Origin of the sequence: Kitasatospora sp. NPDC059747, assembly GCF_042732955.1 — a bacterium.
Classification (GTDB): domain Bacteria; phylum Actinomycetota; class Actinomycetes; order Streptomycetales; family Streptomycetaceae; genus Kitasatospora.
The window spans coordinates 10,357-33,720 of the sequence record NZ_JBHWGV010000062.1; the positions used below are offsets into that span (position 1 = coordinate 10,357).

At 70.6% G+C, this 23,364-nt stretch carries 28 protein-coding genes and 1 tRNA gene; 18 read left to right on the top strand and 11 right to left on the bottom strand.

Features of this window, described 5'->3' with window-relative positions; genetic code table 11:
* On the top strand, positions 1 to 301 hold a 301-nt coding region (locus ACFV4G_RS25370), incomplete at its 5' end, for a hypothetical protein (RefSeq protein ID WP_380444141.1).
* A 361-nt stretch (positions 302 to 662) separates the two neighbouring features.
* Here ACFV4G_RS25370 and ACFV4G_RS25375 read toward each other — a convergent pair.
* Complete coding sequence (locus tag ACFV4G_RS25375; protein ID WP_380444143.1) at positions 663 to 1,232, bottom strand: hypothetical protein; 570 nt, start codon at positions 1,230 to 1,232, stop codon at positions 663 to 665.
* Positions 1,233 to 1,499: 267 nt separating this feature from the next.
* Positions 1,500 to 2,255 (bottom strand): GntR family transcriptional regulator, encoded by a 756-nt coding sequence (locus tag ACFV4G_RS25380; RefSeq protein WP_380444145.1) that lies wholly within the window; start codon positions 2,253 to 2,255, stop codon positions 1,500 to 1,502.
* A 152-nt stretch (positions 2,256 to 2,407) separates the two neighbouring features.
* Between ACFV4G_RS25380 and ACFV4G_RS25385 the strand changes: the two genes are divergently transcribed.
* The 4 genes from ACFV4G_RS25385 (at position 2,408) to ACFV4G_RS25400 (ending at position 4,271) form a co-directional block, all read left to right on the top strand.
* Positions 2,408 to 2,635: a hypothetical protein gene (locus tag ACFV4G_RS25385; protein WP_380444147.1), complete on the top strand. Its 228-nt coding sequence runs from the start codon at positions 2,408 to 2,410 to the stop codon at positions 2,633 to 2,635.
* A gap of 102 nt (positions 2,636 to 2,737) precedes the next feature.
* Positions 2,738 to 3,448 carry a GntR family transcriptional regulator gene (locus ACFV4G_RS25390; RefSeq protein WP_380444149.1) on the top strand — a complete coding sequence of 237 codons (711 nt, stop codon included), beginning with the start codon at positions 2,738 to 2,740 and terminating at the stop codon, positions 3,446 to 3,448.
* A complete protein-coding gene (locus tag ACFV4G_RS25395) occupies positions 3,445 to 3,858 on the top strand; it encodes an ATP-binding protein (protein WP_380444151.1) in 414 nt (137 codons plus the stop codon). The genes ACFV4G_RS25390 and ACFV4G_RS25395 overlap by 4 nt, the downstream gene beginning before the upstream one ends.
* Positions 3,855 to 4,271 carry a hypothetical protein gene (locus ACFV4G_RS25400; protein ID WP_380444153.1) on the top strand — a complete coding sequence of 139 codons (417 nt, stop codon included), beginning with the start codon at positions 3,855 to 3,857 and terminating at the stop codon, positions 4,269 to 4,271. Before ACFV4G_RS25395 ends, ACFV4G_RS25400 begins: the two co-directional genes overlap by 4 nt.
* A 165-nt stretch (positions 4,272 to 4,436) precedes the next feature.
* Here ACFV4G_RS25400 and ACFV4G_RS25405 read toward each other — a convergent pair whose 3' ends face one another.
* Positions 4,437 to 5,195 (bottom strand): glycosyltransferase family 2 protein, encoded by a 759-nt coding sequence (locus ACFV4G_RS25405; protein WP_380444155.1) that lies wholly within the window; start codon positions 5,193 to 5,195, stop codon positions 4,437 to 4,439.
* A 5-nt stretch (positions 5,196 to 5,200) separates the two neighbouring features.
* On the bottom strand, positions 5,201 to 5,989 hold the full coding sequence (locus tag ACFV4G_RS25410) for a GntR family transcriptional regulator (RefSeq protein ID WP_380444157.1): 789 nt from the start codon (positions 5,987 to 5,989) through the stop codon (positions 5,201 to 5,203).
* A 186-nt stretch (positions 5,990 to 6,175) separates the two neighbouring features.
* Between ACFV4G_RS25410 and ACFV4G_RS25415 the strand changes: the two genes are divergently transcribed.
* The 11 genes from ACFV4G_RS25415 (at position 6,176) to ACFV4G_RS25465 (ending at position 14,925) form a co-directional block, all read left to right on the top strand.
* Positions 6,176 to 6,550, top strand: a complete 375-nt coding sequence (locus tag ACFV4G_RS25415) for a hypothetical protein (RefSeq protein WP_380444159.1) — start codon at positions 6,176 to 6,178, stop codon at positions 6,548 to 6,550.
* An 85-nt stretch (positions 6,551 to 6,635) separates the two neighbouring features.
* Entirely contained in the window at positions 6,636 to 6,935 is a 300-nt protein-coding gene (locus ACFV4G_RS25420) for a hypothetical protein (protein ID WP_380444161.1), read from the top strand.
* Positions 6,932 to 8,221 carry a hypothetical protein gene (locus tag ACFV4G_RS25425; protein WP_380444163.1) on the top strand — a complete coding sequence of 430 codons (1,290 nt, stop codon included), beginning with the start codon at positions 6,932 to 6,934 and terminating at the stop codon, positions 8,219 to 8,221. The genes ACFV4G_RS25420 and ACFV4G_RS25425 overlap by 4 nt, the downstream gene beginning before the upstream one ends.
* A 32-nt stretch (positions 8,222 to 8,253) precedes the next feature.
* A complete protein-coding gene (locus tag ACFV4G_RS25430) occupies positions 8,254 to 8,574 on the top strand; it encodes a hypothetical protein (protein ID WP_380444165.1) in 321 nt (106 codons plus the stop codon).
* A gap of 87 nt (positions 8,575 to 8,661) precedes the next feature.
* A complete protein-coding gene (locus ACFV4G_RS25435; protein ID WP_380444167.1) occupies positions 8,662 to 10,863 on the top strand; it encodes a cell division protein FtsK in 2,202 nt (733 codons plus the stop codon).
* A 136-nt stretch (positions 10,864 to 10,999) separates the two neighbouring features.
* On the top strand, positions 11,000 to 11,251 hold the full coding sequence (locus tag ACFV4G_RS25440) for a hypothetical protein (protein WP_380444169.1): 252 nt from the start codon (positions 11,000 to 11,002) through the stop codon (positions 11,249 to 11,251).
* Positions 11,252 to 11,275: 24 nt separating this feature from the next.
* Positions 11,276 to 11,458 carry a hypothetical protein gene (locus ACFV4G_RS25445; protein ID WP_380444171.1) on the top strand — a complete coding sequence of 61 codons (183 nt, stop codon included), beginning with the start codon at positions 11,276 to 11,278 and terminating at the stop codon, positions 11,456 to 11,458.
* 149 nt (positions 11,459 to 11,607) lie between these two features.
* Positions 11,608 to 12,501 (top strand): bifunctional DNA primase/polymerase, encoded by an 894-nt coding sequence (locus ACFV4G_RS25450; protein ID WP_380444173.1) that lies wholly within the window; start codon positions 11,608 to 11,610, stop codon positions 12,499 to 12,501.
* On the top strand, positions 12,498 to 13,505 hold the full coding sequence (locus ACFV4G_RS25455) for an AAA family ATPase (protein ID WP_380444175.1): 1,008 nt from the start codon (positions 12,498 to 12,500) through the stop codon (positions 13,503 to 13,505). The genes ACFV4G_RS25450 and ACFV4G_RS25455 overlap by 4 nt, the downstream gene beginning before the upstream one ends.
* A complete protein-coding gene (locus ACFV4G_RS25460) occupies positions 13,502 to 13,762 on the top strand; it encodes a helix-turn-helix domain-containing protein (protein WP_380444177.1) in 261 nt (86 codons plus the stop codon). The genes ACFV4G_RS25455 and ACFV4G_RS25460 overlap by 4 nt, the downstream gene beginning before the upstream one ends.
* Positions 13,759 to 14,925, top strand: coding sequence for a tyrosine-type recombinase/integrase (locus ACFV4G_RS25465; protein WP_380444179.1), 1,167 nt, complete (start codon positions 13,759 to 13,761; stop codon positions 14,923 to 14,925). The genes ACFV4G_RS25460 and ACFV4G_RS25465 overlap by 4 nt, the downstream gene beginning before the upstream one ends.
* Positions 14,926 to 15,002: 77 nt before the next feature.
* On the opposite strand, the gene ACFV4G_RS25470 is transcribed toward ACFV4G_RS25465, so the two are convergent.
* The 4 genes from ACFV4G_RS25470 to ACFV4G_RS25485 form a co-directional block, all read right to left on the bottom strand.
* Positions 15,003 to 15,076, bottom strand: a tRNA-Pro gene (locus ACFV4G_RS25470).
* Between the two features lie 100 nt (positions 15,077 to 15,176).
* On the bottom strand, positions 15,177 to 16,121 hold the full coding sequence (locus tag ACFV4G_RS25475; RefSeq protein WP_380444181.1) for a metallophosphoesterase: 945 nt from the start codon (positions 16,119 to 16,121) through the stop codon (positions 15,177 to 15,179).
* A gap of 130 nt (positions 16,122 to 16,251) precedes the next feature.
* Positions 16,252 to 16,461 carry a CGNR zinc finger domain-containing protein gene (locus tag ACFV4G_RS25480; protein ID WP_380444183.1) on the bottom strand — a complete coding sequence of 70 codons (210 nt, stop codon included), beginning with the start codon at positions 16,459 to 16,461 and terminating at the stop codon, positions 16,252 to 16,254.
* A complete protein-coding gene (locus tag ACFV4G_RS25485) occupies positions 16,431 to 16,880 on the bottom strand; it encodes an ABATE domain-containing protein (protein WP_380444185.1) in 450 nt (149 codons plus the stop codon). Before ACFV4G_RS25485 ends, ACFV4G_RS25480 begins: the two co-directional genes overlap by 31 nt.
* A 103-nt stretch (positions 16,881 to 16,983) precedes the next feature.
* Between ACFV4G_RS25485 and ACFV4G_RS25490 the strand changes: the two genes are divergently transcribed.
* A complete protein-coding gene (locus tag ACFV4G_RS25490; protein ID WP_380444187.1) occupies positions 16,984 to 17,439 on the top strand; it encodes a GatB/YqeY domain-containing protein in 456 nt (151 codons plus the stop codon).
* A 110-nt stretch (positions 17,440 to 17,549) separates the two neighbouring features.
* Here the strand turns inward: ACFV4G_RS25490 and ACFV4G_RS25495 are convergent, their stop codons facing one another.
* Positions 17,550 to 19,910: a transglycosylase domain-containing protein gene (locus ACFV4G_RS25495; RefSeq protein WP_380444189.1), complete on the bottom strand. Its 2,361-nt coding sequence runs from the start codon at positions 19,908 to 19,910 to the stop codon at positions 17,550 to 17,552.
* A gap of 426 nt (positions 19,911 to 20,336) precedes the next feature.
* Between ACFV4G_RS25495 and ACFV4G_RS25500 the strand changes: the two genes are divergently transcribed.
* Positions 20,337 to 20,660 carry a WhiB family transcriptional regulator gene (locus tag ACFV4G_RS25500; protein WP_030240986.1) on the top strand — a complete coding sequence of 108 codons (324 nt, stop codon included), beginning with the start codon at positions 20,337 to 20,339 and terminating at the stop codon, positions 20,658 to 20,660.
* A gap of 279 nt (positions 20,661 to 20,939) precedes the next feature.
* On the opposite strand, the gene ACFV4G_RS25505 is transcribed toward ACFV4G_RS25500, so the two are convergent.
* Both ACFV4G_RS25505 and ACFV4G_RS25510 read right to left on the bottom strand, forming a co-directional pair.
* Positions 20,940 to 22,115 carry an ArsA family ATPase gene (locus tag ACFV4G_RS25505; protein ID WP_380444191.1) on the bottom strand — a complete coding sequence of 392 codons (1,176 nt, stop codon included), beginning with the start codon at positions 22,113 to 22,115 and terminating at the stop codon, positions 20,940 to 20,942.
* Complete coding sequence (locus ACFV4G_RS25510; protein ID WP_380444193.1) at positions 22,112 to 23,257, bottom strand: ArsA-related P-loop ATPase; 1,146 nt, start codon at positions 23,255 to 23,257, stop codon at positions 22,112 to 22,114. Before ACFV4G_RS25510 ends, ACFV4G_RS25505 begins: the two co-directional genes overlap by 4 nt.
* Positions 23,258 to 23,364: the final 107 nt, after the last annotated feature.

The following is a 23,364-nucleotide window of genomic DNA, read 5'->3' on the forward strand; positions in this document are numbered from 1 at the left end:
CGAGCCCGGAAACGGCGCTCTCAAGGACGCGTTCGGCACCGTTCGCGAGCCCGGAAACGGCGCTCTCAAGGACGCGTTCGGCACCGTTCGCGAGCCCGGAAGCGACGCTCTCAAGGACGCGTTCGGCACCGTTCGCGAGCCCGGAAACGGCGCTCTCAAGGACGCGTTCGGCACCGTTCGCGAGCCCGGAAACGGCGCTCTCAAGGACGCGTTCGGCACCGTTCGCGAGCTCGGAAACGACGCCCTCAACCGCCCGCCCAGGGCTAGGGTTGCCGTTCTTTCATGGTCTCGTATGGCTTGAGCTCGTCATGGATGCCGCCGGACGACTTACGCCGAGTGGGACGGTTCCCTCCTCGATCGGGCAGCTTCGCCGCCCCTGGGGGTTCCTGGTATGCCCTTGGGTGTCCGGTTGAGGAGGGAACCGTCCCGCGACCCACCACGATCACCCCACGATCGATGCACCCGTGCGCCTTGCCTCCTCCCCCTCCGAGAGAGGGCCGGGGTCTGGGGCGGAGCCCCATGCTTCTCGCTGCCGCTCATCGAGGCAGGGCCGGCCGAGCGGGTGCCGCGCGGCGCTGTGCGCCGCGCGCGCGTCTTTGCCTTGGTGGAGCTGAATTCGGCAGTGTGGCCGAACCAGGCATGCGGGCCCGCGGCGCCTGTCATCATGACTGGTTGCTATTCGAGCCGCCCCGTGGGGGCGGCAACAACAGGTCGCGCTCCGGGTGGCTCTCGCCGGTGACCTTGCCCTGGACTCCGAGGTCCTGGCGGGCGGCGTTGTGGAACTCGTTGATGGCGGCGAAAATGGCGCGGTTGCGGGCGCGCCACTCGTCGAGGGTGCCGTGGACCTTGCCGCCGGCCTGCCAGTCGATTTCGATGGCTGCCGCGTTGAGCTGGTGTGCTGCCTCTACGACCTCGTCGCCGCCGAGGAGCATGATGCGCTCGAATGCGCGGCCACGCTGCCAGCCGGCGTCCGCCAGCCCAGCGATGAGCTCGTGCTCGCCCTTGTTGCTCGTGTGGATGCCTTCCTTGTGCTCGTAGAGCTGGACGGCCAGGAAGACGCACGACCTGATCTTGTCGATATAGCCCTCGTACGCGTTGAGCTTCTTCTCGTCCCACCTGGTCAGCAGCTCGTGTTGTTTCCGGTGCCGCTCCATCGCATGGTTGGTGAGGTGCGTTGTCAGCGCACCCACGAGGACGGCTGCGATCGTCACAAGCTGCTCGGCCGCGGCCATGTCGCCCCCAAGACATGAAGTTCTCTTGATGTCTTGGGGATTCTAGGAGTTGGACGGGATGGGCTGCCCTACGAACGGCTGACTTGGCGCAGGTCTGTCGGCTCGCGCTGTGGGCATGCAGGCTGAAACATTGGGGGGCGGGCCGGCTGGCGTTGTGGCCCCCGGGACGGGCGCGTGACACTGTGACAGCTGCGACGGCTGCGCCCGATGTTTCAGCCGGACCCCGGACGGAAGCGAATCCCGCTGCGTGCGGAGACCCGCGGTCGCTCAGGGGTTGATCGGTACCTCGTAGACCAGTTCGCAGAGGCCTGCGGGGAGGACGATGTCGGCTGTCTCGACCGCACGGCCGTCGTCGGCGACGTACGTGCGGCGGATGTGCGTGACGAGCGAGCCGCGCTGCACGCCGAGGAGTGAGGCTTCCTCGTCGGTCACGTGCCGGGGCTCGGGCTGTTCGGTGAAGTGGCTTACCGTGATGCCGATCTCCGCCATGCGGCTGACCACGCCGCGGCCGGCAAGAGGTCCGCCCTCCGGCAGGACGACGATCGTGCCAGCCGTGAGCTCGTAGGGCTCCCAACTGGTCGACAGCTGGATCGGCTTGCCGTCAGCGAAGTACTCGTAGGACGTGCGGACGCAGAGGTCACCCTCGGCGATGCCGAGGCGGGCCGCGATGTCAGCCGGCGCCGGAACCTTGGCGTCGGTGCGGCTTTCCCAGGTACCCCGCCGGCCGAGGCTGGTCATGTCGGCCTGGAAGGGAGAGCCTCCGCGGTCCTCGCGCGCCCGGGAGCGGACCAGTCGCAGCCGCTGGCGCGGCTCGGCGACGAAGGTGCCCGAGCCCGCGCGGCCTTCCAAAGCGCCCTGGAGGATGAGCAGTTCCTGCGCGCGACGCACGACATTGTCACCCACGCCGAACTCGCGTGCGAGCTGAGCGCGCGAGGGCAGACGGTCGCCCGGTGCCCATTCCCCGCTGGCGACGCGCTCTTGCAGGGCGTCTGCGATGCGCAGGTACGGAGGTTGCTCACGCATATGGAAAATCTAGTCCACTAGGTCTAATCTAGTTAACTAGATTCGCTCTGAGTGGCCAAGAAGCTACGGAGGGGTGTCCTGTGTTCCCGTGCGCTCGGGCACGTGCTGACGGCATCGCTGCTGGTCTCCTGGCCCTCGGGCTCGATCCGCAGATGAAGGATCACGGCAATCACGCCTGCATAGAGATGGAGGTGCCGGACTCGGCAATGGTCGAGTCGTGGGGAGGTCTCCTGGCGCTGCTGGAGACAGCCGACCAGTTCGGACTTGTCAGCAGCGCCAGCCGCGGCCTGATCGCATGGGCCGCCGTCCGCATGGATGCGCCCGCGACGGACGATGCAGTCGCCGTCGCGGGGCAGTGCCGTCAGCTGTATGGGAGCTGATCAGCGTGTTCGACCTTATCTGTCCCGCCCTGCCGCAGTACCGCGGTTCCACCGATGACAGCCGGAGGAGGTGAGCGCGGCATGGCTGTCCGATACACGCGCGTGGCCGACGACCTCCGGCGCCGGATCGGCTCCGGGGCGCTCGCAGCCGGCAGCAAGCTGCCCCCGGAAAGCGAGCTCGCCACGACCTACGAAGTCGGCTTGCCGACCCTCCGCAGGGCTCTGGAGGAGCTCCAGTCCGAAGGGTTGATCGAGAAGTTCCACGGCAGTGGGAACTTCGTTCGTCGCCCAGTCCAGCCGATCACTTACGCTGGCGGCCGCCACCCGCAGGGCCCGCCGACGGCTCACTCGTCTGCGCTGCGGATCAAGGTCAAGGTGGCCGAGGTCAAGGCGGCGGGTGAGCTCCAGTCGTTGCTCCGGGTCCGCGCCAATACCCCGGTGGTTGAGCGTCTCTACCTCAGCGAGCTGGCCGGTCGCGTGTGCAGTCTGGCGCGTGTCTACGTGCCGCGTGCGCTGGACGCTCCTCTCCCGGAAGCTCCGTGGTCGCCCTGGGGCGACGACATCCGCGCGCATCTGCTCGCGCGCGGCATCTCGTGCACGGCGACTGCCGATCGCGTCACCGCGCGCTTTCCGAGCGCCAGGGAGGCTGACGCGCTTCGCATCGTCGCCCGGATTCCTGTCCTGGCGATCGAGCGCACGTCGGTGGACAGCGCCGGACGCGTTGTGATGGGCGTGTTGCTGGTGCTCCCCAGCGATCGAGCCGAGGCGGTTTTCTCGACCGGCGGAGCCGAGTTGACGGAGGCCGGGAAGTGACGGGGCACAGCGGGAGGTCTCAGGCATGGCTGTCCCGTCACCAGAAGTCCGTCGGCGCGGCCCGAAGTCTGCTCCGAGAGTTTCTGGCCGACGTCGACGACGGGCAACTGTTCCTGAGGTCCGGCGAGCTGGTCCTGTCCGAGCTGGTCAACAACGCCCTTCAGCACGCTCGGGTGCCAGGCCGTTTGATCTTCGTCCGATTCGACATGGAACCCGGGCTGCTCTGCATCGAGGTTCACGACGCCAGCCGGCGGCTCCCGAAGATGCGCACGGCGGGCAGTGAGGACGAGTCCGGCCGCGGTCTGAGGTTGGTTGACCAACTCGCGAAGGAGTGGGGCGTGCTCCCCCGTGAGGGTGTGGGCAAGTCGGTCTGGGCGTTGGTTGCCCCGGCGGATGGGGGCGCGTCGTGAGCGCTGACCAGACCGCGCAGCATCAGCGAGAGGTCGAGGAGAACACGCCGATGCCCAGCATGAACGGTGGAGAGACCAACGCCTTCGGCCCGGTCGTGGCCTCGATCGACGGCATCATGCCCGAGGCGGAGTTCGACCGGCTCCCCGACGCGCTTGCGGCACTGCTCGGGGAGGTCGACCAGCTGACGGTGTGGGCATGGCACCGGGACTTCATTGAGTGCGGCCTCGGCCGGCCCGGTGCGGCGGGATTCATCGCGGGTCAGGTGCGGAGGGCGGGCAGCTGGACGCTGGCGCTGTACGTCGGCGACCTGTTGGAGCCTGCGGAGCCCCACATGATCAGGATCCGTCCGGCCCATACGGGCGGCACGGAGACGAACGCGCAGGCTTCTGTTCAGCCCAGCGCACTCGGCTGACGGACTTCGAACAGGGAGGGGAAGTGCAGCCGCTCCGGGCCGATCGCGCCCGTAGGCCGGCCAGGCCACCCCGGTCCTGAGGCGCTGACTACGGCTGAGCCCGGACACATCTCCAGGACGGAGAGGTGTCCGGGCTCTTGCTGTTCCGGCCGCGGGACGAATTGCTCAGGCCACGGCGGGGTACTGCCACGCCAGCCCCGCGAGCAGCTCCGCCCTGGCTTCGATGACCGCCATCCGGGCCTCGCGCTCGGCGCTGTCGACGTGGGCGGCCTGGCTGGTCACTTGGCCGGGCCACTTGCGGTAGTGCAGGCCGACTTCCGGGGAGAACCAGCCGCGGCTCACCGCGCTGAGCGCGAGGAGGAGGCCGGTGTCCTCGGAGGCAGGGAGGGCCATCCAGGCGCCGAGGGCCAGCAGCAGGTCGCGCCGGATGCAGAGCGTCGCCGGGTGGACCTGGGCGCGGTAGCCGTGGGCCTTCCAGTGATCCAGGACGGCGCCGCGTTCGATGGGGCCGGCGGGCGGGTCCTGGTCGAAGCCGACGAACGAGCCGTCCGGGAGCAGGTCAAGGACGCGCGAGGTCGTCCAGCCGATCTCGGGGTTCGAGGTGAGCGCGGCGATATCGCGGGCGAGGGCGCCGGGGGCCAGCATGTCGTCGGCGTCCAGCACCTTCACGTACTCGCCCTCGGCCCGCGCCAGCGCCATGGTCCTGGCCATGCCCGCGCCACCCGGTCGGCCTTGGCGGAAGCTGATCCGGACGTCGTCGGGGACGTAGGGGGCGACCTGGTCGCTCTTGCCGTCTTCCTGGATCAGCCAGAGCCAGTCCCAGCCCTCCGGTAGTTCCTGCTCGCAGAGCGACTTGTAGGCGTCCGGCAGGAACGGCGCGGCCGGCGGGTGGACGGCAGTGACGATGATGATGTGCCGCTGCACGGCCCTCACCACCTTTCCAGTTGAGTGGTGAAGGTCAGCTCCGTGCGGTCGCCCGGGAGGGTGACGTCAGCGATGTCCACGACGCGCCCCTTGACGTCGAAGGATGTCTTTCGCAGGACCAGGACGGCGGTGCCGGGCGGCAACTCCAGTTCCTCGGTCTCTTCGGCCGTCGGCGGCCGCGCGGTGACGCGCTCGACGATCCGGTCGACCTCTATGCCGACCGTGTGGAGCTGGTTTTGCGTCCCGCCGGGCCAGGGTTCCTTCGTGGCGTCCAGAAGGTCGGGGTTGCCCGCGATCATGTCGTGGACCAGGTACGAACGGGTGAGGTTGAAGGGGGCCGTTTCCGTGCGGTAGCGCGTACGGAAGGTGCGCTCCAGCAGCGTCGTTCCTTCCGCCACTCCGAAGGCGGCGGCCCACTCTGCGTCCGCGGTGATCCGCTGGTACTCGGCAGCGAAGACCAGGTCGTCCAGCTCCAGCCCGGTGTCGCGCTCCGTCGCACCAGTCTGTTGGCGCTCCGTCAGCGAGCCGCGCGCGCGGTCCTTCTCCCACTGGTGCCGGTCGTTGCTGCGCTGTACGAGCTTGCGGGCCTTGCGGACGAAGTTGCCGCGGCCGTGCTGCTTCTCGATCAGCCCTTCGGACTGGAGGAGGGCCAAGGCCTGGCGGATGGTCGGGAGGCTCTTGCTGTACCGCTCGACGAGGCTCGTCTCTGCTGGCAACCGGTCGCCGGGCTTCAGCTCGCCGGCCCGGATGAGCCGGCGCAGGTCGTCCGCGATGCGCTCGTACGCCTTCGCCATGGTGATCACCGTCCTAGTCGGCTAGCGGACACCAGCATACGAGTCCTCAAGAGGACTTGACGAGTTGGGGTGGCGTAGCTCATAGTCATGGGCAACTCCTAAAGAGGACCTGAAGACAGGATCTCTTGAGGAGTTGCGGGCGGCTGCGCACGGCCGGATCCGCTTCCGATCCCGAGGGGGGCCAAAATGCGACTCGCAATCGGTGACGTCGTCCGCGACCGGAGCGACATGGCGCTGGGCACGGTGGCCGGTGCCGCCGAACAGGCGGACGGCAGCGTCGTGGTGATCCAGCTCTCCGGCGGGGAGCTGCGCCAGGTTCGGCGCTACGACCTGGAGCTGGTGGGCCGCCGACCCGAGTCGGAGCCGGACGGCGGGAGTGTGGCGTCGTGGGGCGTCCGCACCTTCGCGTTCGCCGTGGCGACGCTCGGCGGCGGAGCCGAGCTGGCCTCTGGGGGCGGCTGGCTGTTGGCCTTCCTGGTCGGCCTCGGGTCCTCCTCTGCTGTCATGGCGGCCTTCCAGGCCGTGCAGCGGATGGCCGCCCCGCGGCGCATCCACGTCTGAGTAATCCGTTGCCGGCGGCAGCGGTCGACGGATCAAGGAAGCCCGCTGCCCTGGCTCTCTCCATCCCTCCAGGAGCAGGAGAAGCATGCGCACTTCGTTACACGATCGACGGCCCGACAGGGCTGATGAGTTCGAAGAGCAGGCCAGCCCGCTGTCGGCAGACGAGCAACTCCCGGAGTTTCTCCGTGAGTTGTTCGTCGGCCGGGCGGGCGAGTCCGACACTGAGCGCGCTGTTCGCGTGGACGCTGCCCGGGGCATCCTGGCGGATCTCCGCGAAGACGAGCCCGAGCTGGTCGCGTACGTCGCGGAGCTGCTGCTGGACGCCGCCACGTTCGTGACACGCTGCGCCGACTGCCGGTCTTTCCGGCCGGGGAGGGCCGCGTGAGTCGGCCGACCGTTTACAGTCCGCGGGCCGCACGGCAGTTGGACGCGGTCGCCGTAGAGCTCGCGCGGGCACAGGCCGGGCGGGACCGCGCCGAGGCCGAGGCCCTGGCGCTGAGCGCGCGTATGGCCGCCGAGCGGGGGCGCCAGGAGGCGCTAGCCGAGTTGAGGGCGGTCGCGGAGGCCGAGCGCGAGCGGCGCAGGGCGCGGCGGCGCTCCGAGCGGGCACGAAGGTGGGCCGCCCGCCGGGAAGCCCTGTTCGGCCGTGCGGTGCTGCTGGCCACTCTGGCGGTGATCGCACTGTTCGTGGTGGTGGCGCTGCCGGGGCAGATCAGCTTCCTCGCCCAGCGTTGGCCGCTGCCGATGGCGCTGGCCGGCGGCGGTGCGTTGGAGTCCCTGACGTGGGTCTTCGCACTGCAAGGCCGGGTGCGGGACGCGCGCGGCCTATCCGCGGCAGTGCACCACGCAGGCATCTGGGTTGCCGCCCTGGTTGCCGCGGGCATCAATCTCACCCACGGCGCGCAGATGTGGGGGACCGGCTTCGCGGTCGTGGCCGCGTGCGCCTCGCTCGCCGCGCCGATCACCTGGCACATGTACCTGCACTCGCAGCGGCAGGATGCCGGCGACCCGCGCCAGGCGCGGCGCGACCGCCAGCGGAGGCGCCATCACCGCAAGGTGGCGCAGACCGCGAGGTGGCTGTCCAGCGCGCTGCCTTCGGAGCTGACGCCGGAGGAGTTGTGGGCGCTGGCCTGGCGGGCGGTGCACGGTGCCGAGCCGGGGGTTACTGCGGACCTGCTCACCGCACACGCCAAGGCGTCAGGGTCGGTGGCGAAGCACCTGCGCCCGGGGGACCGGGCCGGCGTGGAACTGCTCGCCCGGCCAGCCGCCAGCTGGCCCACGCTGGGGACGACCGATGTGCGGACCGCTGTGGAAGCCGGCTTCGCCGTTGCCCGTCCGGTCGCCGAACTCCTTCAGGCCGACGCTAGCGGCTCTGCACCGGCCGTGCCGCCGGCAGGGCGTACAACGCCATACAGCCAGCTCAGAGGCCGTACAAGCGCACCACGTACGCCCCGTACAACCTCCGTACCGGGCGCGCCGGACGACGTCGCGATGGAGGCGAAACGCCGTGCGGCACGGGCCTCCATCCGGCGCACCCTTGCCGACGGCCGCGTTCCCTCGCCGACCGAGATTGGGCGGACCCACGGCATGTCCCCCGAGTGGGGTGCCAAGCAGATCCGAACCGTCCGGACGGAACGTCGATCCGGCCCCGTCGGTGCGACCGACAAGTGACCGAGTCATCCCCAAGCTGAATGGACTATGCGATGAGCCTCATCGTGACGTACGTGCACGCCTCTCCCGGGATCACGGTCACCGGGAAGCGACAGGCCGACGGTTGCCCCGTTCTGACACTGGCGACCGAGACGGGTGAGGTCGACATCTTCGGCCCGAACCCGAGGTTCGACGGTCCCGCCGCGCACCTCGCGTTCGCGGAGTCGCTGGCCCTCGCGGCGCACACGTTCCTGGAGCTTGCCCGGGACTACGCCGCCGGGGCGCAGCCGTGGCAGCTGGACCGGCCGGGCGGAGTCGAGCCGGAGAACGTCCCGGACGTCGTCGCCGAAGCCGACACGTCGCGCTCGCTCTGAGACGCCGACGAACTCCCGGAACGCGCACCGCCTGGCAGCACAGCGCGTTCCGGGCCCCTTCGCCACCGATGTGAGGAAGGATCCACAGTGAACCACGACAACGAGGACGACGACGCGCGTGAGCTGTTCGAGCGCCTCGAAGCCGAGTTGAACGCCGACCGCACCGGCCGCCCGGCCGGCCTCGGCCAGGGCGAGCAGCACAGCGCCGGTCCGGCCCTGGCCGTTAGCCACGGCAACCCGGAGACGGACTCGGTGTACGAGAGCGCACCCGCGGCCCCGGTCGACAAGCCGGCGCCCGCCGGTCCGGGGTGGCTGGAGCGCGTCCAGGCGGAGAAGCGCCGACCGGTGGTCCCGGCCTGGCTCCGGAGCAAAGCCGAGTTCCAGGCAGCGGCTCGCTGGACGGCGGGCCACTATGCCCACACCATCGCCTTCCACGCGGCCCGTCTGCCTGCCTACGCGGGCAAGCTTGCGGTGCGCTCGCCCCGCGGTGCGTCCCGCGCGATGCGGGAGTTCCGCCGTTGGACGCGCGACCTCGAAGGCGAGCCGATCCGCGCGTACGCCGTCGCCACCGAGGACGCCGAGCTGTACCTGAAGCTGACCCGTCAGCGCGACCGGCGGGTTGCCGCGCGCGGCTGGCTCACCATCCTGTACGTCCTGATCGCCGCCGCGTTCGTCCCGCTGCTGGTGCTGAGCACACCCGGTTGGATCCAACTGGCACTCGTCGCCGCAGTTGTGCTCGGCCTCGGCGCAGCAGGCGCACCGGCCGATCAGCCGCTGATCTCCCGCGCGGTGATTGCGGCGACGGTGCAGCGACTGACCTCCGAGATGGTGGAGCGGGCCCTGTCCGTGCTGGCCATCAGCGGTATCACCCAGTACCTCTCCAAGGGTGGCCGCATGGAGTTCACGGCCCCGATCACCCGCGACGGGCCCGGATGGCGCGCCGACGTCCAGCTCCCGCCCGGAGTCACGGTCGGCGAGGTGATGGAGAAGCGCGACAAGCTGGCCTCCGGTCTGCGCCGGCCGCTGGGCTGCGTGTGGCCGGAGCCGATGGCGGGCGAGCACCCAGGCATGATGGCACTCTGGGTCGGCGACCAGGACATGAACAAGACGCGTCAGCCGGAGTGGCCACTGCTCAAGGCCGGGACCGTGGACCTGTTCAAGGCGGTCGGCTTCGCTACCGACCAGCGCGGTCGTTGGGTCGACGTCACCCTGATGTACGTCGCGGGCGTCATCGGCGCCATCCCGCGCATGGGCAAGACCTTCCTGCTGCGCCTGCTCCTGCTGATCGCGGCCCTGGACCCGCGCGCCGAGCTGCACACCTACGACCTCAAAGGCACCGGCGACCTGGACCCGGTCGGGGAGAAGGTCTCGCACCGCCACCGGGCCGGCGAGGACGACGAGGACATCAAGTACGCCCTGGAGGACATGCGCGCGATCCGCGAGGAACTGCGCCGCCGCGCCAAGGTGATTCGCTCCCTTCCGCGAGACATCTGCCCGGAGTCCAAGGTCACCAGCGAGCTGGCCGACAAGAAGTCGCTGGGCCTGCACCCGATCGTCATCGGCGTCGACGAGTGCCAGAAGTGGTTTGAACACCAGCTCTATGGGCGTGAGTTGGAGGAGATCTGCACGGACCTCGTCAAGCGCGGTCCGGCGACCGGCATCGTTCTCCTGCTCGCCACGCAGCGCCCGGACGCCAAGTCGCTGCCGACCGGCATCAGCGCCAACGCCTCCGTCCGGCTGTGCCTCAAGGTCATGGGCCAGCTGGAGAACGACATGGTCCTGGGCACCAGCTCCTACCGCAACGGCATCCGGGCCACCACGTTCGCGTGGGCCGACAAGGGCATCGCCTACTTCGTCGGCGAAGGCGCGGACGCCCGGATCGTGCGGGCCGTCAACGTCGACGCCCCCACGGCCGAAGCCATCGCCACCCGCGCCCGAGCAGTGCGAGAGCGGGCCGGCCTGCTCGCCGGATACGCCGCCGGCAAGGACAGCGAGTCGGCAGCCGGGCCGTCCTACGACCTGCTGGCGGACATCCTCGCCGTCGTCCCGGCCGCCGAGGCGAAGGTGTGGTCGGAGACCGTCGTCGCCCGACTCGCGGAGCTCCGCTCGGAGGTCTACGCCGGGTGGGCGCCCGACCAGCTGACCGCCGCGCTCAAGCCGCACGGCATCAGCACCGGCCAGGTCTGGGGCACCGCCGAGGACGGCAAGGGCGCCAACCGGCGCGGCATCACCCGCGCTCACATCGTTGCCGCCACTACGAAGCGTGATCAGAAGGGCGACGCGGCCTGACCTCCGTCGGCGCTAGGTCTAGCACCGGCATCCGCTAGACCTAGCGGCCCCGCTAGCACGCTCAAACCGCCCTGAACAGGGATCTATCGCCTAGCGCCCCGTATCTCGGGGTGCCCGTAAACACCAGGGAGGACGCATGTCCAGCGCCCTGCTGTCCGCTAGCCCCGGCCTGCTGCTCATCACGCTTGGTTACGCATTGCTCTGTGTGGCCAGCCCGTTCGGCGATTGCCGCAGGTGTCGCGGCTTCGGTTTTCACCTCAAGTACGACCGCCGCGGTCGACCCTCCCGCGGGAAGCACTGCCGCCGCTGCGACGGCATCGGCAAGCGCATCCGCGTCGGACGCCACCTGTACAACCTCGCGCGCCGCCTGTGGGCCGGCGCCCGCTGACATCCTCACGAAGGGAGTCCGGCCATGGCCGTCACCGTCTCCACCGCACTGATCTTCTTCGCCATCACCGCGGTCCTTGTCTGGGCCAAGCGAGTCAGCATCCTCGCCGCCGCTGCGATCTGGCTCTCGGGCTTCACCGCCGCCGCGACCGTGGTGGCAAGCCCCATCCACGCGCTGCTCACCGCACTCACCACGGCCGGCCACTGAGCCACCAGTCGACTCGGTGACAGCCGACGCCCGACCGGCAGCACGGCCGGTTGCTGATGCGTCAGCCATACCCGGGGCAGCAGACGACGGATCAGGAAGCCCGCTGCCCCGGCCTCCATCCCATCCAGGAACAAGGAGGTGCTCCAAGGATGCACCACACCACCCCCTCCCCGCTGCTGCGGGCCGCATTCAAGGCCATCGAACGCGGTTGGCACGTCTTCCCGTTGGTGCCCGGCGAGAAGCGTCCCGCGGTCAGGGGCTGGGAATCGCGCGCCACGATCGACCGCTGGCGCGCCGCCCGGTGCTGGACCGCGGGCCGCTACAACGTCGGTGTCGCCACGGGTCCCTCCCGGCTGGTGGTCATCGACCTGGACGTCCCCAAGCACAGCCAGGACCGGCCGCCAGCCGGGACACCGGCCGTCGTGGCTGACGGCCGGGACACCCTTGCTCACCTCGCCGAGCGAGCCGGGAAGCCGTTCCCGGGTGAGACCCACACCGTTCGAACCCGCCGCGGGCTCCACCTCTACTTCGCGGCCCCCGCGGGTGTGGAGCTGCGGAACACCGCCTCGGTCCTCGGGTGGAAGGTCGACACCCGGGCCTGTGGCGGCTACGTGGTCGGCGCCGGCAGCACGGTGGACGGCAACCGCTACCTGGTGCTCCGCGACGAAGAACCCGCGCCGCTGCCGGACTGGATCCGTGAGCTCCTCGTGCCGAGGTCCCTGCCGCCGCAGGTGCACGTCACCACCAAGCTGACCGCGGGCGACCGCCACCGCGCCTACCTGGACGCTGCGGAGGGACGTGAGCTGGAGCGCGTCACCAGCGCCCGCCCGGGGCAGCGGAACCAAGCCCTGTACCTCGCCTCCGTGGCGCTGGGTCAGCTCGTGGCCGGTGGCGAGCTGTCCGCCTCCGAGATCGCCGAGCGGCTCGTCTCAACGGCCCTGGCGAAGGGTCTGGCCGAGCGGGAAGCCCGCGCCACCGTCGCCTCGGGCTTCCGCGCCGGGGCCAAGCGTCCGCGTACGGTCGCGCGGGGGAGGGCGGCGTGAGCGAGCCCTCGTACATCCCGGGAGCCGGCTCGCCGGAGCCGCTGCCGTTGCAGCCTGCGCAGCAGCGCATCCGTACCGCTTGGACCGCCGACGAGCTGATGGCCGCCCAGTTCCCCGAGCCGCGCTGGGCGGTGCCCGGCATCATCTCGGAGGGGGTCAACCTCCTCGCGGGGCCGCCCAAGGTCGGCAAGTCGTGGCTCTCGCTCGGACTGGCGCTCTCGGTCGCCGCAGGCGGCCAGGCCCTTGAGCGGGTCCCGGTGGACTCCGGTCCGGTGCTGTACCTGGCGTTGGAGGACACCGCGCGTCGGCTGCAGACCCGGATGCGCAAGCTCCTCGGTACCGCTCCGGCGCCGTCCACGCTGACGCTCGCCACCTCGTGCCCGGCGCTGCCGCAGGGCGGAAGCGAGGCCATCGCGCAGTGGGTCGAGCGCCACCCGGACGCCCGGATGGTCATCATCGACGTCTTCGCGAAGATGCGCGGACCGTCCATGCCCGGTGCTTCCGCCTACGACGCGGACTACGCGGCTGTGGGGCACGCCAAGCGGATCGCCGATCACTACGGCATCGCGATCGTGCTCGTCCACCACGTCCGCAAGGCCGGCTCGGACGACTTCCTCGCCGAGGTCTCGGGCACCAACGGCCTGGCCGGTGCCGCCGACGCGACCCTGGTCCTGAAGCGCGCCCGGGGCCAGGCCGACGGGGTCCTTCACGTCACCGGACGCGACGTGGACGAGACCGAGTACGCGCTCCGCTTCCACCCGGAGGCGGGTGCCTGGCAGCTCCTCGAAGGCACCGCGGCCGACCACACCATCGGCGACACCCGCGCCGCGATCCTGCGCTACGTGCGCGCGAACCCCGGGGCCAGGCCGAAGCAGATCACCGAGGGGACCGGCCTGGAGCCGGCGCTCGTCCGGCAGACCTGCTCGCGCATGGCCAACGATGCTCAGCTCTTGAGGCGGGCCGGCGGCTACGCCGTCCCGGTCGAGACGGGGGGACAGGGATGACCAGTCACAGCCGTCACAGTGTCACACCCGTCACGGCCGGCCCGCGGTACAGGAGCCGTGAGCAGCTTCCCACGCCCGTGCTCTACCGAGTGGCTGACGTTATGGAGCTCCTGCACATGAGCCGGAGCGTCATCTACGAGCTGATCCGCGAGGGCCGTCTCCGGACCGTCCACGAGGGCCGTAGCCGACTGATCCCGGCCGCCGCCATCACCGAATACGTCGCGCTGCTGGAGCGCGAAGCGAGGGGGAAGCAGTGACCACCCGACGCAGCCGGGGAGACGGCGGGCTCCATTGGGACGAGAAGCGGCAGCGCTGGATTGCGACCGCCAGCCTGGGCTTCGATCCAAGCGGCAAGCGGATCGTGAAGCGGGGGAGCGGCAAGACCAAGACCGAAGCGAAGAACAAGCTGAAGGAGGTCCTGCGGGACTTCGAGGACGGCTTGGCCATCGCGCCCACCAACTACACGGTGGAGAACGCGGTCAACGACTGGCTGACCTACGGCCTCGCCGGTCGCGACGACCAGACCGTGACGACCTGCACGATCCTGTGCCGAACCCACGTAACCCCGGCCCTCGGCGCCCGCAAGCTCCGGGACCTCAGCGCAGAGGACGTGGACAGGTGGTTGGCCGCCAAGGCGAAGACCCTCAGCACGCGTACCCTCCAGGGCCTCCACTCCTGTCTGAACCGAGCCGTCAAGCGCGCCATGGCCCGGGACAAGGTGAAGCGCAACGTGGTCGAGCTGTGCTCCGTCCCCACAGGCCAGCCCGGTCGGCCGTCGAAGTCGCTGACGTTCGCTCAGGCCGAGTCCGTCCTGAGGGCGGCAGAGAAGACTTCCATGTACGCCTACATCGTGGTGTCCCTGCTCACCGGGGCCCGCACCGAGGAGCTTCGCGCGCTGACCTGGGATCACACGTTCCTCAAGGGCCGGCCGGATGCCGTTCCGCCGATCCCGCCCCACATGGCGGTGTGGCGCTCGGTCCGGGCCGGCGGCGACACCAAGACCCGCAAGTCCCGCCGTACGATCGCGCTCCCTTCCCGGTGCGTCGAGGCGCTCTGGGACCACTGGGTGGACCAGGGGTGGGACCGCCTCGCCGCCGGCGACAAGTGGGAGGAGAACAACCTCGTCTTCCACTCCGCCGTTGGTACCGAGCTGGACCCGTCCCACGTCCGCCGGGCCTTCCGGACGGCCATCGCCAAGGCGGACGGGATCAACGCCGCCGACTGGACGCCCCGTGAGCTACGCCACAGCTTCGTGTCCCTGCTCTCGGACAGGGGCGTGCCCCTGGAGGAGATCTCCCGTCTCGTCGGCCACTCCAGCACGACGGTCACGGAGGAGGTCTACCGGCACCAGATCCGTCCGGTGATTCAGACCGGGGCGACGGTCATGGACGATCTGTTTTCCGAAACCTCTGAGGCTTAGTCACGCAGTTAGTCACGCACAACGAGGAAGGGCCCTACCGGATCTCTCCGGCAGGGCCCTTACCTGCTACTACTGGGTCGGGGTGGCGGGATTTGAACCCACGGCCTCTTCGTCCCGAACGAAGCGCGCTACCAAGCTGCGCCACACCCCGGTCTTTCTGTTTGTCGCTCCGTCTCCTTCGCGACGAGTAGAACTCTACCGGACGCTCGCCGAGACACGAAATCCGATTCCCGGCGGGCGTCCGGGGCGGGTCAGCGGGCGGCCGGGGTGAGGGTGAGGAGGGTGGCCTCGGGGGGGCAGGCGAAGCGGACGGGGGTGTAGCGGTTGGTGCCGCAGCCGGCGGAGACGTGGAGGTAGGAGCGGCGGCCGCCGGCGGTGTGGGTGGAGAGGCCCTTGACCCGCTTGGCGTCGAGGTCGCAGTTGGTGACCAGGGCGCCGTAGAAGGGGATGCAGAGCTGGCCGCCGTGGGTGTGGCCGGCGAGGATCAGCGGGTAGCGGTCGGCCGTGAAGGCGTCCAGGACGCGCAGGTAGGGCGCGTGGACGACGGCGAGGGAGAGGTCGGCGTCGGCGGACGGGCCGCCCGTGACCTCGCTGTAGCGGTCGCGGCGGATGTGCGGGTCGTCGAGGCCGGTGAACTCGAGGTCGAGGCCGCCGAGGGTGAGGCGGCCGCGGGTGTTGGTCAGGTCGAGCCAGCCGGCCGCGTCGAAGCCGTCGCGGAGCTTCTCCCAGGGGTTGTGGACGGCGCCGACGATGCCGCGGTTGCCGGTGCCGTCGGGGTTGTTCATGCCGTGGATGCCGCTGCGCATCGCCTGGAGGTAGCGGGCCGGGTTCTTGCGGGCCGGGCCGTAGTAGTCGTTGGAGCCGAAGACGTACACGCCGGGGAACTCCATCAGCGGCCCGAGCGCGTCGAGGGCGGCGGGGACGCCGAGCGGGTCGGAGAGGTTGTCGCCGGTGTTCACGACGAGGTCGGGGCGCAGGCCCGCGAGGCTCTTCAGCCACCGCTGCTTCTTGCCCTGGCCGCTCACCATGTGGATGTCGGAGACCTGCAGTACCCGGAGGGGGCGGGCGCCCCGGGGCAGGACGGGGACCTCGACCCGGCGCAGCCGGAAGGAACGGACCTCGTACCCGGCGGAGTAGGCGAGGCAGGCGGCGCCGGTGGCGGCGATTCCGAGGGGGACGGAGTACAGCGGTCGCATCGTTCCATGCTCTCAGACGGCGGATCAGCTGGTGAACGTCCGTCCGCCCGGATGGGATGCGGGTAGGGGGGCGGATGGGGAAGGGGGTGGGAGGCGGACGGGGAAGCGGGCCGGGGCGCGGGCACCCCGGCTACTCCGGCTGCTCCGGTTCCCGCCGGGCCCGCAGCGCCCGGACCTTGTTGCGGTTGCCGCAGCGTTCCATGGAGCACCAGCGCCGCCGCCCCGGCCGGGAGGTGTCGACGAAGATCAGGTAGCAGTTGTGCGCGCCGCACTCGCGGATGCGGTCCGCGTGCGGGCCCGTGAGCAGGGCTATCGCGTCCCGGGCGACGGTGGAGGCCAACTGGTCGCCGTCGGCGGGCAGGGGGGCGCCGCGGTGCCGTCGGGGGCGATCCTGGGGACGAGCGGGGGGTGTTCGGCGGCTCGGTTGAGGACGGCGTAGTCGGCGGCGGCGCCGCGTTCGCCGCGGGCCCTGGCCGCGGTGAGCCGCCAGAGGGCGTCGCGCAGGGTGCGGGCGGCGGTGAGCTGGGCGTCGGTGATCCGGACGGCGTCCGCAGGCAGGCGCAGCCGCGAGGCGGGCAGCCAGGCGGTGAGGTCGTCGGGTCGGTGCAGGACCTCCCAGCGGGCGTGGCTGCCGGGGCCACCGGTGGTGAGCAGTTCGAGGCAGAGCGCGCCGGGGTCGAAGTGGAAGCCGGTGCCGCTCGGTGCGGTCAGCAGCAGCCCGGGGACGACGGTCGGCCAGGCTTCGGCACCTTCGGTCATGTAACCACTCTAATGGGTTACCGGACCGGTCCGCAGGGCCTGTCCGTGGCCCGTGACCGTTAATGCCGGGCACCCGAACGCCGCAGGTGGGAGACTCGGGGCCATGACGACGCTCAAGGCGCAGCTGCAGGAGGACCTCACGGCTGCCATCAAGGACCGGGACGAGCTGCGCTCGTCCACCATCCGGCTCACGCTCTCCGCGGTCACCGCGGAGGAGGTGGCGGGCAAGACGAAGCGCGAGCTGTCCGACGCCGAGGTGCTCAAGGTGGTCACCCGCGAGGCGAAGAAGCGCCGCGAGGCCGCCGAGGCGTTCGACGCCGCGGGCCGGACCGACCAGGCCGCCCGGGAGCGGCAGGAGGGCGAGCTGCTCGCCTCCTACCTGCCCAAGCAGCTCTCGGACGACGAGCTCACCGCCATCGTGGCCGCCGCGGTCGCGGAGAGCGGGGCCACCGGTCCGCAGGGCATGGGCGCCGTGATGAAGCTGGTGCGCCCGAAGGTGGACGGCCTGGCCGAGGGCGGCCGCGTCGCCGCCGCGGTGAAGGCCGCGCTGGCCGGCTGAGCCCCGGTCCGGGCACAGCGGCAGGAGCCGCGCAGCAACGAACGCGGAGGGCGCCTCCCGAGTGATCTCGGTAGGCGCCCTCCGCGTTCGTTGTCGGCCGGGCGGTCGGCTCAGCCGGTGCCGCCGTTACCGCCGCCGCCGTGCTTGCCGCCGTTTCCGTTCCCGCCGATGAAGCCCGGGGGGAAGGTGAAGCCGCCGCCGATCATCCCGCCGGCGTTGGTGCCGCCGCCGGGGTTGCCGCCGGGGTTGGCCGGGGGCGGCGGGTTGGCACCGGGCTGGGTGTTCGGGTCGCCGGCCGGCGGGCTGGCGGGCGCGGTCGCGTTCGGGTCCGGCTTGGGCTGCGGGTCCGGGATGTTGATCGTCTGGATGGGCTCCAGGGGCGTGCCCTTGAGCGCCTGGTTCATCGCCATCTGCCAGATCGGGCCGGGGCCGTCGGCGCCGAACACCTCGGTGAAGTGCTTGCCGCCGATGGTGATGTCCTTCATCTTCACGCCGCCGGCCGGGCCGCCGAGCCAGACCGAGGTGGCGAGCGACGGGGTGTAGCCGCTGAACCAGGCGGCCTTCTTCTCGTCGGTGGTACCGGTCTTGCCGGCGATCTTGCGACCGTCGTCGAGGCCGAGGGCGGCGGCCGTGCCCTTCTCGGTCACGTTGAGCAGGATGGTGTTGAGCGCGTCCGCGGTGTTCTCGGAGAAGGCCTGGCTGCACTGGGACTGCGGGACCTTGATGTCCTTGCCGTCGACCGTGCTGATCTTGTTGATCGCGATCGGGGTGCAGTACTTGCCGCGGGCGGCGAAGGTGGCGTACACGTTCGCCATGGTCAGCGGGCTGAGTTCGAGCGAGCCGAGGACCATCGAGGGGACCTCCTTGAACTCGCCGCCCTGGGCCGACTGGGAGATGCCCAGCTTGTTGGCCATCTGCTTGATCGCGCAGAGGCCGGTCTGCTGCTCCATCTCGACGAAGTAGGTGTTCACCGAGAGGGCCATGGCCTGCTTGAGCTCGTACGGGCCGACCTCGCCCGTCGACTCGTTCTTCACCGTGGCCTTGCCCTGCCCGGGCTGGGGGACGTTCTTCCAGGTGCCCGAGCAGGTCGACATGCTCGGGTACTCGATCTTGTTCTCGGACGGGAACGCCTGGGTGGGCGACATGCCCGACTCCAGGGCCGCCGCGGCGAGGATCGGCTTGAAGGTCGAACCGGTCTGGAAGCCGTTGCCGCCGCCCATCGCCGCGTCGACGTTCAGGTTCACCACGGTCTGGTTCTTGTTCGGGTCCAGGCCGTACGGGCGGGTCTGGGCCATGGCGAGGATCTTGCCGCTGCCCGGCTCCATCATGGTCGCGGCGGCCGACACCGAGTCGGTCACGTTGACCTTCTTGGTGACGGCGTTCTGCGCGGCGGCCTGCTTGTCCGGGTCGAGCGTCGTGTAGATGTTCAGGCCGCCGGTGTCCCACAGCTTCTTGCGGTCCGCCGTGGACTTGCCGAAGGTCGGGTCCTGCTTGATCACGTGGCGCACGTAGTCGCAGAAGAAGCCCATGCCGGCCTGGGCGGTGATGCAGCCGTTCTGCGGGTCCTTGTACTTCAGACCCAGCGGGGAGGCCTTCGCCTCCTTGGCCTGGTCCGGGGTGATGTGCTTGTTCTCGAGCATCTTGTCGATGACGACGTTGCGGCGCTTGACCGTGTTGTCCGGGTAGCGCACCGGGTCGTACGACGACGGGTTCTGCACCATGCCGGCGAGGGTGGCCGCCTCGGCGATGGTGAGGTCCTTGTTGCTCTTGCTGAAGTAGCGCTGCGACGCCGCCTCGACCCCGTAGGCCTGGTGGCCGTAGAAGGTGATGTTGAGGTAGTTGGTGAGGATCTGGTCCTTCGTCAGGTCCTCTTCCAGCTTGATCGCGTACTTGAGCTCCTGGATCTTGCGGCCCAGGGTCTTGCGCTGCGCCTCCAGGACGGCGGCCTGGTCGTCGCCGGCCTTCTCGACGTTGACGTTCTTCACGTACTGCTGGGTGAGCGTCGAGGCGCCCTGCGAGGCCGTGCCGCTCTCGGCGTTCTTGCTGACGGCCCGGAGGATGCCCTTGAGGTCGACGGCGCCGTGCTCGTAGAAGCGGGCGTCCTCGATGTCGACCTGCGCGTGCCGCATGAAGGGCGACATCTGGTCGGCGGTGAGGACGGTGCGGTCGCGCTCGTAGACCTTGGCGATCAGGCCGCCCTTGGCATCGAAGATCTGCGTCGCCTGGGTGAGCGGCGGCGTCTTGAAATCGTCGGGGATGTTCTCGAAGCTCTCCGCCGTGTCCTTGGCGGTGAGGCCGAGCGCGCCGACGGCGGGCAGCGCGAGGCCCGCCAGCAGGACTCCGGAGAGCACGCTGACGCCCAGGAACTTCACTCCGTGTCCCGCGAAGTCCAGCGGTGACCCGCGGCGCTCGCCGCGCGGAGCTCCGGTGTTGCCTGGGGGCTGGGGTGCCTGGGGGCGCTTCGGTGCCATGGGGAGAACCCTACGTCGCCGAATCCCCTCCATAGGGGCAGGTGTTCGCCTAGGCTTGTCACAAGCTTGCGACAGCTTCGGTGCGTCAGCATGACTCACTCGTGTGAGTGGGAAGACTTGCCCGAATTGCCGCTTTCCTGGCGGATTTCGAGGCCGCTGCGGGCTGCTGCACCCGGGTGAACGGTAGCGCTCCGTGATGACGCGCGCGGCCAGAGTTGCCGTGTCGCGCTTGGCAAGGCTTGCGACCTGCGATCACTCCAACGAGTGAGCTGACCGATACCCATAGTCCAATCGGGTCATTCGAGATTGAGCCCGAAGGGGCTGTTGCAAGCTGTCGTTCTTCCGTAACGTCCTCAACTGGCAACGGTGAATATGCCGTTGCCGCCGTGGGGGAGCCTCGAAACATCGGGAGAGGACGGCGCCGGCATGGGCTGGGTTGACGACTGGAGTGCGCAGGCCGCCTGCCGCACGAGTGATCCGGACGAACTGTTCGTCCAGGGGGCGGCGCAGAACCGCGCGAAGGCGGTGTGCAGCGGGTGCCCCGTCCGTACGGAGTGCCTCGCGGACGCGCTGGACAACCGCGTGGAGTTCGGGGTCTGGGGCGGGATGACGGAGCGCGAGCGCCGGGCGCTGCTGCGCCGCCGTCCGACGGTGATCTCCTGGCGCAGGCTGCTGGAGACGGCCCGGACGGAGTACGAGGAGTCCCTGGCCACCGGGGTGATACTGACGGACTACGCCCAGGCGGGCTGACCCGGCACGCGATCACTCGCCGGGCCGCCCCACCGGCCCGGGCCGACACCAGGTGCGACACGCCGCACCCGTGCGACGCCCCACGGCTCCGCACCGTTCGCGGAGCAACGCGACACAACGCAAGGCAACGCCACACAGCGCGAGGTAATGCCGGACAAGGCAACGCCACACAGCGCAAGGCAACACCGGACAACGCCACGCAGGGCAACGCGCGCCCGCTCGACGCTGACGCCCCGCTCGACGCCGCGCCGCTCAGGACCGCCGGCCCCGCCGCGCTCCCTACGCCCCGCCGCTCAGCCTGTCCCCGATGGCCCGCAGCCCGTCCAGGTCGTGCACGTCGCCCGGCAGCGCGGGGACCTCCACGATCGGCACGTCCGGGTACACCGACACGAAGCGGTCCCTGGTCCGGCGCTCCCTCGCCATGATCTGCATCCGTTCGGCGTGCAGCCGCAGCAGTCCGGCCGCGAGCAGTTCCGCCTCGGGCGACGCGTGCTCCGAACCGTTCTCCTCCAGCGCCTCGGCGGCCGCGATCGCCCGTTCCGCCGTGAGCTGCGGGGCCCCGGAACCGTGCACCCGGTTGAGCACCAGTCCGGCCAGCGGCATCCGGTCCGCGGCCAGCCGGTCGACGAAGTAGGCGGCCTCGCGCAGCGCGTCCCGCTCCGGCGCGGCGACCACCAGGAAGGCCGTGCCCGGCGCCTTGAGCAGCTGGTACGTGCGGTCGGCCCGCTCGCGGAAGCCGCCGAACATCGAGTCCATCGCGCTGACGAAGGTCTGCACGTCGGTGAGGAGCTGGGCGCCGAAGATCTTGCCCAGGGTGCCGGTGAGCAGGCCCATGCCGACGTTGAGGAACTTCATCGCGCTGCGGCCGCCGACCTTGGCCGGGGCGGTCAGGATCCGGATCACCCTGCCGTCGAGGAAGGACCCGAGCCGGTTGGGCGCGTCCAGGAAGTCCAGCGCCGAGCGGGAGGGCGGGGTGTCGACGACGATCAGGTCCCACTCCTCGGCCGCGCGCAGCTGGCCGAGCTTCTCCATGGCCATGTACTCCTGCGTGCCCGCGAAGCCGGCCGACAGGGACTGGTAGAACGGGTTCTCCATGATCGCCTTGGCCCGTTCGGGTTCGGCGTGGGCGAGCACGACCTCGTCGAAGGTCCGCTTCATGTCGAGCATCATGGCCTGGAGCTCCCCCTCGCCGCCCACCCCCTTGACCACGCGAGGGGTGTTGTCGAGCTCGGTCAGACCCATGGACTGGGCGAGGCGGCGGGCCGGATCGATCGTCAGGACGACGACCTTGCGCCCGCGTTCGGCGGCGCGCAGCCCGATCGCCGCGGCGGTGGTGGTCTTGCCGACCCCGCCGGAGCCGCAGCAGACGATGATCCTCGTCTTCGGGTCGTCGATCAGCGCGTCCACCGCGAGCAGGCTGCCCGTGCCGCGCACACCGTTCGTCGTCGTGCTCACGCCGCCCCCTGCCGCTTGAGTTCGCCCGCCAGCCGGTACAGCCCGCCGAGGTCCACGCCCTCGCCGAGCAGCGGGAGTTCGTAGGTGGGGAGCTTCAGGTGCTGGAGGTCGGCGCGCTGCGCGCGCTCCAGCTCGACCCGTTCGGCGTGCTCGCGGGCCTGCTCCAGGAGCGGGTCGAGCAGCGGGTCGACGGCGGCCCGGACGGTCTCCGGCTTGCGCGAGTGCCCGCCGAGCCCGGCCTCGCCGAGGGCCAGGGCGACCTCCTCCCGGTGGTCCCCGTCCGCCGCGGCGACCGCGGCCGCGTCCAGCAGCGGCGGCCGGACCATGTTGATCATCACGCCGCCGATCGGGAGCCCCGACTCGCGCAGCTCGGCGAAGCCGTCGACCGTCTCCTGCACCGGCATCTCCTCCAGCAGGGTGACCAGGTGCACCGCGGTCTCCGGCGACTTCAGCACCCGCATCACGGCCTGCGCCTGGGTGTGTATCGGCCCGATCCTGGCCAGGCCGGCCACCTCGGAGTTGACGTTCAGGAAGCGGGTGATGCGGCCGGTCGGCGGGGCGTCCATCACGATCGCGTCGTAGCTGCGGCGGCCGTCCGGGCCCTTGCGGCGGGAGGCCTCGCAGGCCTTGCCGGTGAGCAGGACGTCCCGGACGCCGGGTGCGATGGTGGTCGCGAAGTCGACGAAGCCGACCTTCTGCAGGGCCTTGCCGGCCCGGCCGAGCTTGTAGAACATCTCCAGGTACTCGAGCAGGGCCTGCTCGGTGTCGATGGCCAGCGCGAAGACCTCGCCGCTGCCGCCCGGGGCACCGCTGCCGCCCCGGCCGCCGGATCCGCCCGGGCCACCGGACCCGCCCGGCGGGTCCGTGTCGTCCGCGACGGCCGGCAGGCCGAGCTGCCGCCGGGAGACCGAGGCGATCCGGCGCTCCTCGTACGGCAGCGCGGCGATCCCGAACAGTTCGGCGATGCCCTGCCGGCCCTCCACCTCGACCAGCAGCACCCGGCCGCCCTCGGCGGCCAGGGCCAGCGCCAGCGCGGCGGCCAGGGTGGTCTTCCCGGTGCCGCCCTTGCCGCTGACCACGTGCAGCCGGACGCCCTCCCAGTCGGGGTCGCGCCGGGCCGCCTGGCCGGGGGTGCGTGCCACGCTCCGTCTCCGTCCGTCTCCGAGGGCCGTGGGCCGCTCCGTCGGCCGGCCCGCTCTCCGGTTGCCCTCTCGCGAGAGTAACCAGGGAGCGGGCCGGATGCCCGGAG